Origin of the sequence: Sinorhizobium sp. CB7 (assembly GCF_041357635.1) — a bacterium.
GTDB lineage: Bacteria > Pseudomonadota > Alphaproteobacteria > Rhizobiales > Rhizobiaceae > Rhizobium.
Map to the genome: position 1 here is coordinate 60,352 of NZ_JAULLL010000025.1, position 15,511 is coordinate 75,862.

Annotated in this window: 14 protein-coding genes and 1 pseudogene; 5 read left to right on the plus strand and 10 right to left on the minus strand. The window is 62.2% G+C overall.

Going from position 1 to position 15,511, the window contains the following annotated elements:
* Positions 1-144: 144 nt before the first annotated feature.
* A pseudogene (locus AAE029_RS32250) lies at positions 145-291 on the minus strand (MBL fold metallo-hydrolase); the annotation flags it as partial.
* Positions 292-602: 311 nt separating this feature from the next.
* Between AAE029_RS32250 and AAE029_RS32255 the strand changes: the two are divergent.
* On the plus strand, positions 603-1,343 hold the full coding sequence (locus AAE029_RS32255) for a sigma-70 family RNA polymerase sigma factor (protein WP_371077003.1): 741 nt from the start codon (positions 603-605) through the stop codon (positions 1,341-1,343).
* On the plus strand, positions 1,340-2,134 hold the full coding sequence (locus AAE029_RS32260) for an anti-sigma factor (RefSeq protein WP_371077004.1): 795 nt from the start codon (positions 1,340-1,342) through the stop codon (positions 2,132-2,134). Before AAE029_RS32255 ends, AAE029_RS32260 begins: the two co-directional genes overlap by 4 nt.
* Before the next feature lie 106 nt (positions 2,135-2,240).
* Here AAE029_RS32260 and AAE029_RS32265 read toward each other — a convergent pair whose 3' ends face one another.
* Positions 2,241-2,987 (minus strand): YebC/PmpR family DNA-binding transcriptional regulator, encoded by a 747-nt coding sequence (locus tag AAE029_RS32265; protein ID WP_371077005.1) that lies wholly within the window; start codon positions 2,985-2,987, stop codon positions 2,241-2,243.
* A 175-nt stretch (positions 2,988-3,162) separates the two neighbouring features.
* Here AAE029_RS32265 and AAE029_RS32270 point away from each other — a divergent pair, with 175 nt between their 5' ends.
* The gene (locus AAE029_RS32270; protein WP_371077006.1) at positions 3,163-3,666 is read left to right on the plus strand and encodes a pyridoxamine 5'-phosphate oxidase family protein; all 504 of its coding nucleotides are present in this window, start codon (positions 3,163-3,165) and stop codon (positions 3,664-3,666) included.
* A gap of 19 nt (positions 3,667-3,685) precedes the next feature.
* On the opposite strand, the gene AAE029_RS32275 is transcribed toward AAE029_RS32270, so the two are convergent.
* The 5 genes from AAE029_RS32275 to AAE029_RS32295 all read right to left on the minus strand — a co-directional run bounded on the left by AAE029_RS32275 (position 3,686) and on the right by AAE029_RS32295 (position 7,541).
* Positions 3,686-4,567, minus strand: coding sequence for an MBL fold metallo-hydrolase (locus AAE029_RS32275; RefSeq protein ID WP_371077007.1), 882 nt, complete (start codon positions 4,565-4,567; stop codon positions 3,686-3,688).
* Between the two features lie 134 nt (positions 4,568-4,701).
* A complete protein-coding gene (locus tag AAE029_RS32280) occupies positions 4,702-5,526 on the minus strand; it encodes a YmdB family metallophosphoesterase (protein WP_371077008.1) in 825 nt (274 codons plus the stop codon).
* Positions 5,527-5,528: 2 nt separating this feature from the next.
* The gene (locus tag AAE029_RS32285; protein ID WP_371077009.1) at positions 5,529-6,116 is read right to left on the minus strand and encodes a 5-formyltetrahydrofolate cyclo-ligase; all 588 of its coding nucleotides are present in this window, start codon (positions 6,114-6,116) and stop codon (positions 5,529-5,531) included.
* Between the two features lie 112 nt (positions 6,117-6,228).
* Positions 6,229-7,020, minus strand: coding sequence for a hypothetical protein (locus tag AAE029_RS32290; RefSeq protein WP_371077010.1), 792 nt, complete (start codon positions 7,018-7,020; stop codon positions 6,229-6,231).
* Between the two features lie 92 nt (positions 7,021-7,112).
* Positions 7,113-7,541 (minus strand): MarR family winged helix-turn-helix transcriptional regulator, encoded by a 429-nt coding sequence (locus AAE029_RS32295; protein ID WP_371077011.1) that lies wholly within the window; start codon positions 7,539-7,541, stop codon positions 7,113-7,115.
* A 99-nt stretch (positions 7,542-7,640) separates the two neighbouring features.
* On the opposite strand from AAE029_RS32295, the gene AAE029_RS32300 reads away from it, so the two are divergent.
* Together AAE029_RS32300 and AAE029_RS32305 are read left to right on the plus strand one after the other, a co-directional pair.
* The gene (locus tag AAE029_RS32300) at positions 7,641-8,714 is read left to right on the plus strand and encodes an FUSC family protein (protein WP_371077012.1); all 1,074 of its coding nucleotides are present in this window, start codon (positions 7,641-7,643) and stop codon (positions 8,712-8,714) included.
* A 236-nt stretch (positions 8,715-8,950) separates the two neighbouring features.
* Positions 8,951-10,393, plus strand: a complete 1,443-nt coding sequence (locus AAE029_RS32305) for an FAD-binding oxidoreductase (protein WP_371077013.1) — start codon at positions 8,951-8,953, stop codon at positions 10,391-10,393.
* A 56-nt stretch (positions 10,394-10,449) separates the two neighbouring features.
* Here AAE029_RS32305 and AAE029_RS32310 read toward each other — a convergent pair whose 3' ends face one another.
* From AAE029_RS32310 to mprF, 3 genes are read right to left on the minus strand one after another with little or no spacing between them, the layout of a single operon-like run.
* On the minus strand, positions 10,450-11,424 hold the full coding sequence (locus AAE029_RS32310) for a small ribosomal subunit Rsm22 family protein (protein ID WP_371077014.1): 975 nt from the start codon (positions 11,422-11,424) through the stop codon (positions 10,450-10,452).
* Position 11,425: 1 nt separating this feature from the next.
* Positions 11,426-12,805 (minus strand): virulence factor family protein, encoded by a 1,380-nt coding sequence (locus AAE029_RS32315; protein ID WP_371077015.1) that lies wholly within the window; start codon positions 12,803-12,805, stop codon positions 11,426-11,428.
* Positions 12,802-15,411 (minus strand): bifunctional lysylphosphatidylglycerol flippase/synthetase MprF, encoded by a 2,610-nt coding sequence (gene mprF, locus AAE029_RS32320; RefSeq protein ID WP_371077016.1) that lies wholly within the window; start codon positions 15,409-15,411, stop codon positions 12,802-12,804. Before mprF ends, AAE029_RS32315 begins: the two co-directional genes overlap by 4 nt.
* Between the last annotated feature and the right edge of the window lie 100 nt (positions 15,412-15,511).

Below are 15,511 nucleotides of genomic sequence, written 5' to 3' on the forward strand. Positions count from 1 at the left end.
AGAAGGTGCCCGAAGGGCGGATGAGGGGCCGTCGCGGCACTCGATTTTTATCCGCAACTGTCTGATTCGCCGAGAGTTTTGCCCCTCACCCTAGCCCTCTCCCCGCATGCGGGGAGAGGGGACGATCGTGGTTACCTCCGTCTATCCGACCTTGTACCGGTAGAAGCCGACGGTCGGCTCCACGGGTGTCTCGGCGGCGGCCGGAGAAACGGATTCCCGTTTTGATGAAAGGCCAAAGGCGGCGGCCGCAACGGCGGATCCGAGAACGGTGCGACGTTTCATGGTCAGCATCGCAACATCTCCCCTAGGTTGGTAGCGTTTTGCGCGGCAGAGACGCGATTGCCTCGTGCCTCCACCGATGAACCAGATCGCTTGCAGCCGATCGCATGCAGCCGATATCTATTCCGGCCTTCCGGCATCAATTCGCTAAAGGGTTGGCGTGGAACGCAAAATTCATCGGCTTCAGAAAGCCGGCATCAAAAAGGGCAGCATCTCGGGAATAAAATCGCGGTCGGCACGGTCTAGGCGATAGAGGATGAGATTGCGCCCACCACGGACCAGGGCTTAAAATCTGCCGCGGCGGAGCCGAGGGAACCAGGAAGATGATGACCGACGCCCGGAATGCCTATCCCGCCCCGTTCGGCTGGCGTTTTTTCATGGCGATCATGCGCTTCCCCCCAGTATCGGTGCTGGGTGCTGACGAATCTCGTCCCGGGACATCGTCGGCACCGTCGGTACTCAAGATGCGGGATCAGTCCCGGCATGGGGTTGCGGACGCCTGCGCCGCGGGTGACCGGCTGCGCCGGTTTCAACAGACGATCGTTCCGCACCTCGACGCCGCCTACAACTTCGCGCGATTCCTGAGCCGCGATGCCGATGCGGCGCAGGATATTGTCCAGGATGCATTCCTGCGCGCCTATCGCGGCTTCGAACACTATCGCGGCGGCGATCCGCGTTCATGGACCTTTGCGATTGTCCGCAACTGCTATCATGCCTGGCTGCAGCAAGGCCGTCGCAGGGGACGCTACGAAACGCCGATGACCGACGGCGGCGATGCCGAAACACAGGACCCTTCGGCCGACCGGATCGCCTCGCAGGAAGATTCACCGGAAATGACGATGATCCGAAAGAGCGAATCGCAGCGCGTCCGTGACGTCATGAACACGCTCTCCGATCCGATGCGCGAGATCCTCGTGCTGCGTGAACTCGAGGAACTTTCCTACCGGCAGATTGCCGAAATCACCGAAGTGCCGATCGGGACCGTCATGTCGAGATTGGCCCGGGCACGGCGCGAATTCGGCGATGCCTGGAATGCGCGGCAGCGCAGCGAGGCAACACCATGACCGATGTAACTGAGGATAATTGCCCCGAATGGAGCACAATGCTGCATGCCTTCGTCGACGGCGAACTCGATTCCGTGCATGCGGCGCAATTCGAGGGTCATCTTGCCACCTGCCGGCAATGTGCCGCCGAATTGGAAAGGCTGAAGGCAATGCGAGCGCTTCTCGGTCAGGAGGGCGTGAAATGGCAGGCGCCGGCCGAGGTCCGCACGCGCGTATTGACCGCGATCGCCACCGACGCACCGTTCGGCTTCAGCCCCGGACTATCCGGCGAAGCGCCGTGGCGGCGCGCGCTGCGCTTCGTCAGGCAGTGGAGCTTCATACCTTCGCTCGCGGCTCTGGCGGCAAGCATCTTCATCGTGATGAGCGCGCCTGGCGAGGATACCTCGCTGCGCGATCAGATCGTGGCAAGCCATGTCCGCTCACTGCTCGCCGACCATCTGACCGATGTGCAGACCTCCGATCAGCATACGGTCAAACCCTGGTTCAACGGCAGGCTCGATTTCTCTCCGCCGGTGGTCGATCTGGCAGCGCAGGGCTTTCCCCTGGTCGGCGGCCGCGTCGACTATATAGGCGACAGGGTGGTGGCCGCCCTCGTCTACCGCCGGCACGGCCACATGATCAATGTCTTCGTCTGGCCGGGCGCACCGGAGCTCGCGACGGAAAGCACGCATGACGGCTACAACATCTCGGAATGGTCGGGCGGCGGAATGACGTTCTGGGCAATATCGGACGTCAACTCCGCCGATCTCGCGGCCTTCCGCGAAGGCTTCCAACAGCAGGCGGGGATGTGATCACGCACAAAAAACCCGGCACGCGACACGGCCGAGTTGTTACTGCATGTCGCGCAAAAGTGTACAGCTGTTTTGCGCGACAGGCTTTAGAGCGATGGGGAACGGATCAGGCCGAAAGCTTGGCCATGATCTCTTCGGAGACTTCGAAATTCGAATAGACATTCTGCACGTCGTCGTCGTCTTCCAGGCTGTCGATGAGCTTCATCAGCGACTGAGCCTTTTCTTCATCCACCGGCACGGTGTTCTGCGCGCGCCAGATCGCCTTGACGGTCTCGGCCTCGCCGAGCGCGGCTTCCAGAGCCTTCGAGACTTCGCCGAGGGATTCGAAGCCGCAGAAGATGGTATGGCCTTCCTCGTCGCTTTCGACGTCGTCGGCACCAGCCTCGATCGCCGCTTCCATTACCTTGTCGGCATTGCCGACGTCAGGCTTGTAGGTGATCTCGCCGACGCGGTCGAAGGAGAAGGAGACCGAACCGGTTTCGCCGAGAGCGCCGCCGGCCTTGGTGAAGATCGAGCGGACGTTCGAGGCGGTGCGGTTGCGGTTGTCGGTCAGCGCCTCGACGATGATCGCCGTACCGCCCGGACCGTAGCCTTCGTAGCGGACTTCGTCGTAGTTCTCGCCGTCGTTGCCCGCGGCCTTCTTGATGGCGCGGTCGATATTGTCCTTCGGCATGGACTGCGCCTTGGCGTTCTGGATCGCAAGGCGCAAGCGTGCGTTCATCGAGGGGTCGGGCAGACCGGCCTTGGCAGCGACGGTGATTTCGCGCGCCAGCTTTGAGAACATTTTCGATCGCACGGCATCCTGACGGCCTTTGCGGTGCATGATGTTTTTAAACTGTGAATGGCCAGCCATGGCACCCCTGTCACGTCTCATTGTTCGGAATGGGCCGCCTTATAAGGTTGAAACCGGCCTTGTTCAAGGGAAAAGCAGCCGCTACGCCCTCACCTGTTCGCGACAAAAGGCAAGCGGAACAAAGCCGCCAAGATCACGTTTCACGGTTATTCTCGCAACGGAAAGGAGCGCGGCCATGGCAAGCTTCAGCGAAGCCCGGGAACGTCCGGCACGTCAACTGTGGGATCAGGTGAACGATGTCCCTGCGGGTATGCTGGGTGTCGACGGCGTCGATATGCACATGCAGCCTATGGCCCCGCATGCCGATCCGACCACCAATACGATCTGGTTCTACACCAAGACCGATGCAGACATTGTCCGCGCCATCAAACCTGGTACACGCGCCCATTTTTGCGTCGTCGGAAAGGATCACGACTATCACGCCTGTCTCGCGGGCAAAATAGAGGTCCGGCCTGACCCATCCAAGATCGAAGAATACTGGAACTCCGTCGTTGCGGCCTGGTATGTCGACGGGAAGAAGGACCCGAAGCTGACCATGCTCGCCATGCATGTCGACGACGCCGAAATCTGGGTCTCGACCGGTAGCAAGCTGAAATTCGGCTGGGAGATAGCCAAGGCCAACCTCGATGACGAGACGATGCCGGAAGTCGGCATCAAGCGCCACCTGCGCTTCGCATGAGTTGAACGCTACGCGCCGTTCACTGCATGCCTGGCGGCACGTAGATCGTCGGTTTCTTCGGCAACGACCGCATCGAGACGGTAATGCTGTTGTCGTCGGCGTAGATGATGTCGAAGTCTTTCCCGAACATCGACAGGAAGCTGCGAAGCGGCCGGCTCTGATGCATGGGCAGAATAAGAGCCGAACGCAGGCGTTTGATGACCCGGCTCATGCTGTCGGAGCCCATCGTCAGTCCGCCGTCGACCGGCACCATGACGATATCGAGCCTGCCGATCTCGGTATAGTGGCTATCGGTCAGCTCGTAGTGCAGATGGCCGAGATGGCCGATGCAGAGGCCCGCCACCTCGAAGATGAAGATCGAATTGCCGTCCGGCTCCGCGGCGCCGTAACCCGCCCGGATATCCGTGGTCACGTTGCGGATATAGGTGTCACCGACCATGAGCCGGATCTTGGCTTTCTCCCCCGGCACGTCGCTCCAGCCGTGCAGCACATATTTGATGCCGGGGTCTGGAACGAGCGTGTAATGGGAGGAATGCGCTTTGTTCATGGTGACGACAGTCGGCAATTCCGGCGGCCTGTACCAGCCGCTGTAATCGGTTGCGATCGAGATGCCGGCCGGTGTCTGGATATCGAAGGTCGAATGGCCGATATAGGTGATCTTGACGTCCTCGCCGACCAAGCCCGCCTTTAGAGGCAAAGGCGCCGATCCTAAGAAACTCGCAAAAGTGGCGCCCGGAAGAGCCTCTGCGACAGCCTGGCACTGGCTGACCACGGGACGATCTTGCGGCGGACCCGCCCCCTCCTGCGACGCGCTCTGGGCATGTGCCGGACTGCCTTCGGCAAGGAACTGGGTGGCAGCGGACAACAGGCATGCGACAGCGAAGACAAGAAATCGCGGCATCGTGCCATCCCCTCGACGCTTCCGATCGGGCAAGAGGATGCTGCAGGGTGCCATACAGGTCTAGACGAATTCTGGGGCTTGCGCTCACATTTTCGTCATCGCGCATTTCGGGCGATCAGCCAGCGACAAGAGTTTCAACGCCAGAATTCGGGAATGGTCTCGGCCAGCCGCGGACCGAGCCTCAGTGGCGCTATCTTTTCCGCAAGGCCGGTCGTGTCGGAGATCTCGACGCCGACACCACAGATGGTGGCAGGGCCAGTCGCCGCCTCCATGCGTCCCTTCGGTACCTTGGAGATGAAGCGATTGAGCGGCTCTTCCTTGTCCATGCCGAGTGAAGAATCATAATCGCCGCACATGCCGGCATCCGTCATATAGGCTGTGCCGCCGTTCAGGATCTGCGCATCGGCAGTCGGCACGTGGGTGTGCGTGCCGACGACGAGGCTCGCCCTTCCGTCGACGAAATGGCCGAAGCACTGTTTCTCGCTGGTCGCTTCGGCGTGCAGGTCGAAGACAACGGCATCGACCTGCACCTTCAGCGGAGCGGCATCGAGAATAGCCTCGGCGGCCTTGAACGGATCGTCGAGCTCGGGATGCATGAAGACGCGCCCCATGATGTTGGCAACGAGCACGCGCGCGCCGTTGCGGGCATAATAGATGCCCGAGCCGCGGCCGGGCGTGCCGGCAGGGTAGTTGGCGGGGCGCAGGAATTGATCGTGACGCGCCGAGAAGACCACGGCCTCCTTCTGGTCCCAGACATGATTGCCTGTTGTCACCACGTCGGCGCCGGCATTGATCGTCTCCAGGAAAATGTCTTCGGTGATGCCGAAGCCGCCGGCGGCATTCTCTCCATTGACGATGACGAAATCGAGCTTCAGGTCGGAGATCAGTCCCGGAAGCCGGTCCCAGACGGCCGTCCGTCCCGTCTTGCCGACCATGTCACCCAGAAAAAGCAGACGCATTACTATCCATTCCAAGAGGAAAAAAAGCGCAGGCCGCTCTCCGTCAACATGGCGTCCAAGCAGATGTCATGCGGCTCATCGGGTACATGTGCCACTTCTTGGCAATCGAATGCAATGCCGATCAGCTTTGGGTTCAGCCCTTTTTGCTTAAGGCGATCGATTGCCCGGTCGTAATAGCCTGCACCATAGCCGATGCGATGGCCTCTCCTGTCGAAGGCCGACAGCGGCACCAGCATGATGGCGGGATCGAGAACGGCGGCATCCTCGCCGGGTCCCGACGTGCCGAACCCGGTCGAAATCAACGGTGCGCCGGGGACGAGTTCGCGAAAGACGATCGTCAGCTTGTCGAGGATGGCGGGAACGCAGAGACGCGCGCCCCTTGCCCGGAAACGCACCATCAGCGGCCTGATATCGACTTCGGACTGGATCGGCAGGAAGCCGGAAACGATCGTCCCGGGATCGAAGGCAATGATCTCTCCGGCATGCTCGGCCATGTCGATGCTCTTGTCGATGCGCTCATCCGTTGGGATGGCGTCCCTGAGCGCGAGGCGCTCTGCGCGAAGCCGCGCTTTCAGTTCCTTGGGGGTCATTCGGCTTTATCGGCTCCGTTGCTGCAGCGACCATAAAGTCGAAAACGCTGTTATTGCAACCATGCATCCTGTCGCAATCCACGACAGGAACCGGCATCACGCGGGGAAGGGCTCAGATGACGAAGCTGGTCGATGTGGCTGCAGAAGCGGCTGACCCGAAGATGCCCGCCACAGCGCCCGTATCGAGCCTGCCGAGACCGTCGAGCGCATCCTGCGCGTTGCTACCGGTTTGCCGACTCTTGCGCAGCTCGCTCATCGCATCCTGCAGGACCCTCTTGAGTTCTCGCGCCAGCGAGCGAAATTCTTCAAGCGCCTGGCGATCGCCGTCCGAAAGACTGAGCGATTGGTCCGCATCCTCCATCACGTCCCTATAGGCCGAAGGAGTGGCAATCCTGTCGTCGGCCGTTGAGGATGCGTCCGCCGTTTGATCGTCCGTTTCGTCGGCGGCGCCGGGATCGGTCTGCGGCGAGGCAACCGCATCGCCCGTTGCATCTGCCGTGCCGGAATTGTCTGCACCGGCGGCTACGGTCGCCGCAGCGGTTGTGCCCCCGGCCGAAACCGCGGCTCCGTCGGCGCCGATGGATTGCGCGCCAGCGACGGATGCGAATTCGGCCGCAGCCGCGCCGAGCTCTGCCGCAAGCGATGCGGCCAGACGCGCGATCACTTCCGGAGGAAGGCCGGACATGCGCAGCCAGCGCAGCTGATCCTTTGCCTGTTCCAGCCTCTGCTGTGCCCGCGCCTTTCGATCATCCGTTCCACGCGACTGCAGCTGCTGCACCTGGTCGAGCGCTTCCCGCGACCGCTTCAGTGCGGGATCATCCTTGTCGGCAAGGCTGGACAATGACTTATCCGCCGGTATAGCGGACGGCTTGAGGATCCCGACAGCCAGGCTTGTTATCTGCATGAATCGAACCCCAGATTGCACTGCGGCAGACGATACATCGCAATTCTTGTGCCGAGCTGGACGGATCGCAACCTGACGGGGACGTGGAAGGATCACCCGGACCCATCTGTGGCAGGATCGGCATTCGCAAGCTTCAGCATGATCTCCGAAGCCCTGAGAAGGATCTCACGCTCCTCCGCGCTGAGCGACGCGTCCATTGCCTTTTCGAGCCAGAGACGGCGTGCCCGAATATCCGCAAGAAATACGTCCCTGCCGATCGGGGCAAGCTCGATAATGATCTCCCGTCGATCCCCATCGCTCCGCGTCCGCCTGATCCAGCCCTTCCTTTCCAGGCCGGCGAGAAGCCGGGTCAGGGATTGCGGCTGCAGGCGCTCCTCGGCGGCGAGCCGGAACGACGCCATCGGGCCTATCCTGTTCAGCGTGGCAAGGATACCGATTTCGGAAAGATTGGCCGAATGCGCCGGTCGCTCTGCCCGCAAACGGCGGCCGAGCGAAAGGACGCCCCTGATAATCGATGTCACCGGATCATTCTTTGGTGTTGCCATATAGTACGCATAGCGTATTAATTTGACCCCGTCCATCGAAGTCGTTTGCTATCGAGGCGCAGGATTGGAGAGGCTATGGAAAAGGCCGTCACGCATCTTCGTGAGGCATTTCGCTGGTCGACCGCCGCTGGAGCGGAGAGGATGGAACCGCTTGCCGCCGGCATTGGAATGGCCGCGCCCGTCTTCGCCGGAGCGACGACGGGCCACCCCGGCGCAGGGCTGATTGCCGCGGTCGGAGCGATGGCGATGAGCGGCGCCAGCCCGAGTGCGAATAGGCGGGCGCAGGCAAGGCGCCTTGGCGAAATCTTTCTTGTGGTGCTTGCCGCCGCCCTTGCTGCCGCGATAGCCGCCCGCCACGGGAAGATGACGGATGTCATCATCATGGCATTCGCCGCCACCGCGGCTGTCATCGGCGGCTACAGCCGGAGCCTTGTCGAAGCGACGATGCGCTTCATTCTCTATGTCGTCCTTGTGAGCGGCATCGCCGCGACCACAGCGGATCAGCGCGCCGCCATGGTCATGCTGGTCGGTGCGGGGGCGCTCTGGGCGGGGTTGCTCGCTTTCGTCTTCGCTTCCGCTTCTCGCGCCATTGTGCCGGCTCCGCGGCAGGCGCAACAGATCGATCGGGCGCAAAAGCCCGAACCGACAGCCTCGCAAAAATTCGCCCGCTGGAAGCGCTCGCTTCGGCAATTGGCGGGATGGCAATATACGCTTCGCCTCCTGCTCTGCCTTTCCGCGGCAACCCTGCTCAAATGGCTGTTTCCGAGCCATCATCTCCACTGGGTCACCCTCACCGTCGCCCTGCTTCTGCACCGGCAGGCGGAGACGCTTCCGTTGAAGGTAACCCAGCGCGCGCTCGGCGTGGCTGCCGGAATAGGCGTCGCCATGGCGCCGCTTTTCTTGGGCCTGCCCGCCTGGGCAATGACCCTCTTCATCGGCATCCTGGCGGGGGCACGGCCGGTACTGCGCAATCGGAACTATCTTGCCTATTCGGTCGTCGCCACCGCTTTGATCATCCTGGCCATGGAGGCGAACCGGCCTCCGTCGGCGGCAATACTCGCCGACCGCCTTGTTGCGACCCTGATCGGCGCAAGCCTTGTGATTGTCGCCAATTGGGGCGCAACCAGACTCCTGAGATCCACGGAGTAACAGGCAAGCGCCCCCTCCGCCACCGCGCCGAGCGAACGGCAGCGATCCGCGTCCAGGCGACGATCAAAGCTGCCGTATAAAAGCGGATCGGCCCGATAGAAACGCGTATTGCGTGTATCCGATCTTCTCTCTTCCATTCCGAGCCACATTTATTAGCGGATGCTTGTATAAAACAAGGCTGAGGTGCAGAATGCCGCCCCGGCGGGAACGGGCCCCGCTGACTAGGGGAGAAAATCATGGACAATTTGAATCTCACGACCCTTCAAAGGGGGCAGACGATGGTTTCCGACGTGGCCATCGATGCTCTTGCGACAGGATTGCGCGGCAGGCTGCTCAGCGGGAAAGATGTCGACTACGACGATGCACGGGCCATATGGAACGCCATGATCGACCGGCGACCGGGGCTGATCGCACGTTGCGCCGGCGCGGCCGACGTCATGAAGACAGTGCAGTTTGCCCGCGACAACGGCCTGCTGCTGGCTGTGCGCGGCGGCGGCCACGGCATCGCCGGCAATGCCGTCTGCGAAGGCGGTGTCGTCATCGATCTGTCGGCGATGCGATCGGTGCGGGTCGATCCGGGGACACGGCGCCTGAGGGTCGAACCGGGGGCAACCCTTGCCGATGTCGATGCCGAGACGCAGGCCTTCGGTCTGGTTCTGCCGACGGGAATCAATTCCACGACGGGAATTGCGGGTTTGACGCTCGGCGGCGGCTTCGGCTGGACCGCCCGCAAATACGGGCTTACGATCGACAATCTGATTTCGATGGACGTCGTGACCGCCGAGGGCAAGCTGATACGCGTCAGCGAGAACGAAGAGCCGGATCTGTTCTGGGCGATGCGCGGCGGCGGCGGCAATTTCGGCGTCGTGACCTCCTTCGAGTTCCGGCTTCACGATCTGCCCGGCAATGTCCTGGCCGGCCTGGTGGTTCATCCTTTCGCCGATGCCGAAAAGGTTCTGAAGGAATACCGGCAGGCGCTGGAGACCGCTCCCGACGAACTGACATGCTGGGCCGTCATGCGGCAAGCGCCGCCGCTGCCCTTCCTGCCTGACGAATGGCATGGCAAAGAAATCCTGGTGCTTGCCATGTGCTATTGCGGCGACATTGCAGCGGGCGAAGCTGCCACCGCGGGGCTTCGCGCCATCGGCAATCCGATTGCCGATATCGTCGGTCCGATGCCCTTTGCCGCCTGGCAGCAGGCATTCGATCCGCTGCTGACGCCCGGCGCACGCAATTACTGGAAGAGCCAGGACTTCGCCGAGCTGTCCGATGCCACAATTGGCATTCTGCGCGACGCGATCGTCAAGCTCCCAGGCCCGGAATGCGAAATCTTCATAGGCCATGTCGGGGGGGCTGCGGGCCGTATTGCGCTGGAGGCCACGGCCTTCCCGCAACGCAGCTCGCATTTTGTCATGAACGTTCATGCGCGCTGGCGCGAGAACGCCATGGACGGGGCTTGCGTCGGCTGGGCGCGCGAGCTTTTCGAAGCGACGAAGCCGCACGCCATCGGCACCGCCTATATCAACTTCATGCCGGAGGATGAAACCGATCGCGTCGAGGCAGCCTATGGCGGCAACTACGAGCGCCTCAGCGAAATCAAGCGGCGCTACGATCCGCAGAATCTTTTCCGCATGAACCAGAACGTGAAACCGCAGGCGGAGATGCGGGCGGCTAGCTAACCGTCAGCAACTCGGCGGCCGGAGACGAGGACCGGCCGCTTCCGGAAGGATTGCGACTATGTGCTTGTGGGGCCAAGTGCATCGCCCCAATCACTTCTGCGCGCCTGCTTGAAGGCGGCACCGTCGCGTTTGGTAACCAAAACCTCCGCGGCGGTGCCGTCCGTTTTGCAGAGCTTCAATCGCACCATACCGCTCGAGACCTGCGGTGGCGCAAGCACGCGGGCTGCGGCAGGCGCGACCACACTGCGTGAGGCAGCCAGAAAGATATACTTCTCGTCCTCCCACGGCACTTCACCCTCCTTGACGAGCCGATGCAGGCGCGAACGTGCGACACGGCGCGAGAAATGGCACCAGTCCGGGGCGGCAATGGGACAGCCGAGATTATGCGCGCAGGGCGCTATCAGATGCGCGCCGGCATTGAGCAGCATCGAGCGCGCGGCGAGGATCCGCTGCCAGCCGGCCGGTGTGCCCGGTTCGACAATGACGAGCATATGCCGAGTCAGCGCCCAGAGATTCGATACAATGGGAGGGATATCAGCTCCGGCTACTTCATCGAGTACATAGGCGAGTGTCACCAGATCGGCCGGCGCAAGCGCCGGCAATCCCTTCACGAGATTTCCTTCGACCCATTCCGTCCGCACGGGCAGCGCTTCGGAAAGCGTTCTGCCGACATCGCGAATTGCGGCACTCGCCTCGACCATGACCGCGCTCTCGACCCCAGGCCAGCAATCGGTCGCCGCCCAAAGCGCGGAGCCCGGACCGGCGCCCAAGTCCAGGAGGCTCGACGGCGCGAAATCCGTGTCGGCTTCACTCACCGCTTCCAGCGCGGCACGAATGGCGGCGAAAGTTGCCGGCAGGCGCGTGGCGAGATAGGCCTTTGCGGCCAGCGCGTCGTGGATATGGAAATTGCCGTCGCGCACCTCTTGCCGGTAGCGACTGGAAAGGCGCGCGCTCGCACGCCTGAGTGTCTCGAGCGGCTGGTGCTCGAGCATCCGTTCGATCGATTGCCGAAGCGCGGGCGGCAGCTCCATCTCAGCCTTTCAACCGCGTTTTTAGCCCCGCGACGATCCTCTTCGCGAGCGCTTCGTAGTCCTCGTCGAAATGATGCCCGCCATCGATGCCGATCGTCTCCATTCCGCTATCCTTCAGCTCCGGGCAGGCGCTGTCCTCATCATCCGTGCCGTAGATGCACTGGACGAGTTTGGGGTCGACGCCTTTCAGGTCCTCGACCGGATCGCCGCCCGTCCCGTCCGTCTTGGCGCCGAGCCAGCCCATGACCGAGATCTCGTAATCGACCTCGTGCGACAGCGACAGCAGCGACAGCTGCGCCACACTCGCCTTTACGGCAGGCTTCAGCCGGTTGTAGGCGGCAGGCAGAATATCGGCGCCGAAGGAATAGCCGACGAGCGCGACGTGCTTGACCTTCCACTGCTTGCGGTAGAAATCGATAATGCGGCTGAGATCGTCGGCCGTTTCCTGCGGCTTGCGCTCAGCCCAGAAATAGTGGAGGGAGTCGACCCCGACCACCGGAATCCCTTCCGCCTGAAGAGCTGCGCCGACCTCCTTGTCGATGTCTCGCCAGCCGCCGTCACCGGAGTAGACCACGGCCATCGTGTCGAAGGCCGGCGTCGCTTCCAGAATGGCAAGCGGCAGGCCGAGCGGATTGTCCGAACCGCCGGATGCCGAGACGAGGTCGGAAAGGATCGAGGCGAGCGTCGTCTGGGCGTCGTCGTCCGCATCGCGGATCTCGATGTCGGGAAAGTCTTTTTTCAGCGCCTCGACATGCTCGCGGCCATCCTTCGGCGCGGTCGATGTGAAGGCGGTTATGATCGGATCCGGGAGCGATCCTTCCGTCAGGCCGTAGATGGTGCGATCGCCCACGACCTTCTTGTCGGCCGGCGTGCACAATTCCTTGGTGAGCGGGATACCGGCGACCGGATCGACGGCCAATGTCTCGCCGATCGTCGCATCCGGCGTCTGGGACGCGATCGCGAGCGCCAGCGCTGCCCCCTCGCCGACGCCTGCGACGATCGGCAGATGATAATTGCTGTTGCCGGCAGCGCGCTGCACCTGCTGGCTCAGCGTCTCGATATCGGAGACGAGATAGATGCAGCCATCGTTTTCATTGACGTCGTAGTTTCTGAGCGAGGTCATGTAAGAGGGAAAATCGATGCCGATGACGACCGCGCCCTCCGAGGTGAGCTTCTGTGCTTCCTTGTCTTCGTTGGCGCCCCAGCCTGCCCCGTCCGAAATCAGCACGACGGCTGCGCTGACATCGCCATCGGGCAGCAGCACATGCGGCGACGGTATCAGGCCGCCGTCGAATTTCGTCGTCTGGCTGTTCTGCGCCATCGCTGCCGAGGCCATGAGCCCGAAGGCGCAGGCCGCCGTCAGGAGAAATTTTCCGATCATTTCCTTACTACTCCCTTCAATCCGCCGCCGATGAGCAAGGTCGCGTCCACCAGCGCAATCATCGGATTGCCTCCACCGGACACCGCGAGATAGCGCGGTTGCCAATGCGGATGAAATTTCGATTTGAAAGCCCGCAAGCCCTTGAAATTATAATACCGCTCGCCGTGCTCGAAAACAGTGCTGCCGATCCGGTCCCAGACGGGGGCCACTTCCCGCTTCGACATGCCCGATAGTGGCGCCATGCCGAGATTGAAGTGCTGGAAGCCGGCGGCGCGCAGATATTCCATGATTTGCACGAAGAGGAAGTCCATCGAGCCTTTCGGCGCCTCCGGCGAAAAGCGCATGAGATCGACGGAGCCTTCCTCTTTTGTCTCCGTCGTCAGGATATTGGCGAAAGCGACGATCCTGCCATCCTTCCTGAGAACACCGACCGGTTGCGAAAGTACGTAATCCCGATCGAACGAGCCGAGCGAGAAACCCTTCTCCTTGGCGTTGTGATGGGCGAGCCATGCGTCGGAGACTTGTGCAAGCTCGTCAATGACGGAGGCGACTTCCTCCGCCGGAATGACGGCAAATTCAAGACCGTCGCGCAGCGCACGGCTCGCCGTCTGCCTGAGGTTCGCCCATTTGCCGCCCTTGAGCTCGAATGTTTTCAGATCCGTAACCGCCAGCTCACCAAGCTTGAAGGCGCGCAGGCCCGCATCGGCGCAGTGCGAAAGCAGCGTCGGCGAAATCTGGTAGAAGACGGACCTGCAGCCCGCCGCGCGCGCCTGCTCGACGAAGTTCCAGACGAGTTCCGGCACCGCGTGCCGATTGCCGATCGGATCAAAGAGGGCGATCCAGGATCGCCCCTGTTTGCCGTACATGATGAAGGCATCGCCCTTCTCGGAAAACAGAAGGCTCTTGTCGCCCATGCGCACCAGATTGGCGTCCGCAAAACCCTGTCTCTGTGCAATCGCGACAGCCCGCTCCAGCACCTCGCGGGAAGCGGGCTTGACCGCACCCGGCGCCGGACGCAGCAGGTTGAAGATCGCGATCGCCGAAGACAGGATCGAAAGCCCGAGAACGGCGCGCAGGCCGCGCGGCGCTTCGGCGGCGAACTCGAACTGCCACCAGAGCTGGTTGCTGTATTCGACGTCGCGGTAGACGAAGAGCAGAATGACGGTGGCGCTCACGCAGATGACGGCGATCGCCAGCAACCAGGGCGCCGTCAGAGTCTGGTTGAGCAGCGAGGCCGGCCGATTGAAGAGGCGGCGACTGACGAGAAGGCCGAAGATCAGGAAGCCGAGAAATCCCGCTTCGACGAGAGCCACCGCCTTCAAGAGCGACAACAGGAGAGCCGCAAGGGCCGACAGCACGGCGACCCACCAGGCGCCGTCGAGGCGAAGGCCGAGCCCCCGGGCGGCGACGACAAGAGCAAGCCCGAGAAGGCTCGACAGGAAATGCGCCCCCTCGACGATCGGCAGCGGCAGGTAGTTCGCCAGGAATTCAAGGTTGGTGTCCGGTGTCGGCGTCACGCTGGAAAAGACCAGCATCACACCGAGCAGCAGCGCGAAAGCGGACAGAAGCTGCGGCATCAGCCGTCCGCCGATGCGCCGCACGATGGAGGCGGCCGGATGATCCACGAAGCGCCGGAGCTCTGCAATAGCGACCACGATGATGGCAAGCAGCAGCGGCAGCACATGATAGATGAGGCGATAAAGGACGAGTGAGCCCAGCACCGCGTCGATGTTCACCGCATTGCCGAGAGCCGCGATGATGACCGTCTCGAAAACGCCGAGACCGGCCGGCACGTGGCTGAGCACGCCGAGACCGACGGCGATGGCATAGACGGCAAGGAAGACGGGCCAACTGACCGCATTCTGCGGCAGGAGGACATAGAGCACGGAAGCCGAGGCCGCGATATCGAAGGCCGTGACCAGGAACTGCCGTGACCATGTGCGCGAGTCCGGCAATCGCAGCACGATCGGGCCGATCTCCAGAACGCGGCCGTTGCGTCCGACGATCAGGAGGCCGGCCAGGACCGCCACGATCAGGGCCGCGATCCCGCGCAGCAGCAGACCGCTTACTCCGATCAGCGGTCCGATCTCATTGGCGATGATCAGCAGCGCGATCGCCGCGACACCGGCAAGCCCGAGGCCGAAGGAAAGCGTGACGAAGGCGATGACCCGGGTGATGTCCTCGGGGGATAGTCCAAGACGCGAATAGGTCCGGTAGCGGATCGCACCGCCGCTGAGTGCGCCGAAGCCGGCAGTATTACCCACGGCATAGGCGGCAAAGGCTGTCAGGGCGACGGGTCCGAAGGGCAGCTTTTTGCCGATATATTCGAGCGCGTTGAGATCATAGAACATCAAGGCGACGAAGCTGAGGCCGGTGAAGAACAGCGCAAGCAGAACCGACGTCCATTTCGTGGCGGCAAGTGCGGCCACGACGTCGTCGTAGCGCACTTCCGTGGTCAGCTCCATGATCGCCAGCCCGACCAGACAGAAGACCGCGAGAGCCACCAGAGCCGACAAGGCCGTCCGGTAGCGCCGGATCAGTCCACGCAGAGAAAAGCCCTGCGACAGGTCATCCTCGGATTGATCAGGATTGTGTGAGGCCGACATTTTCTTCTCGCTGCCAGGCACAGGAGCTCGGGTTGATCTTTGAGTTGCTTCGAATTCTCGTGAACCGGCCGACATCGCCGACAGTCTTCATATTCTACGC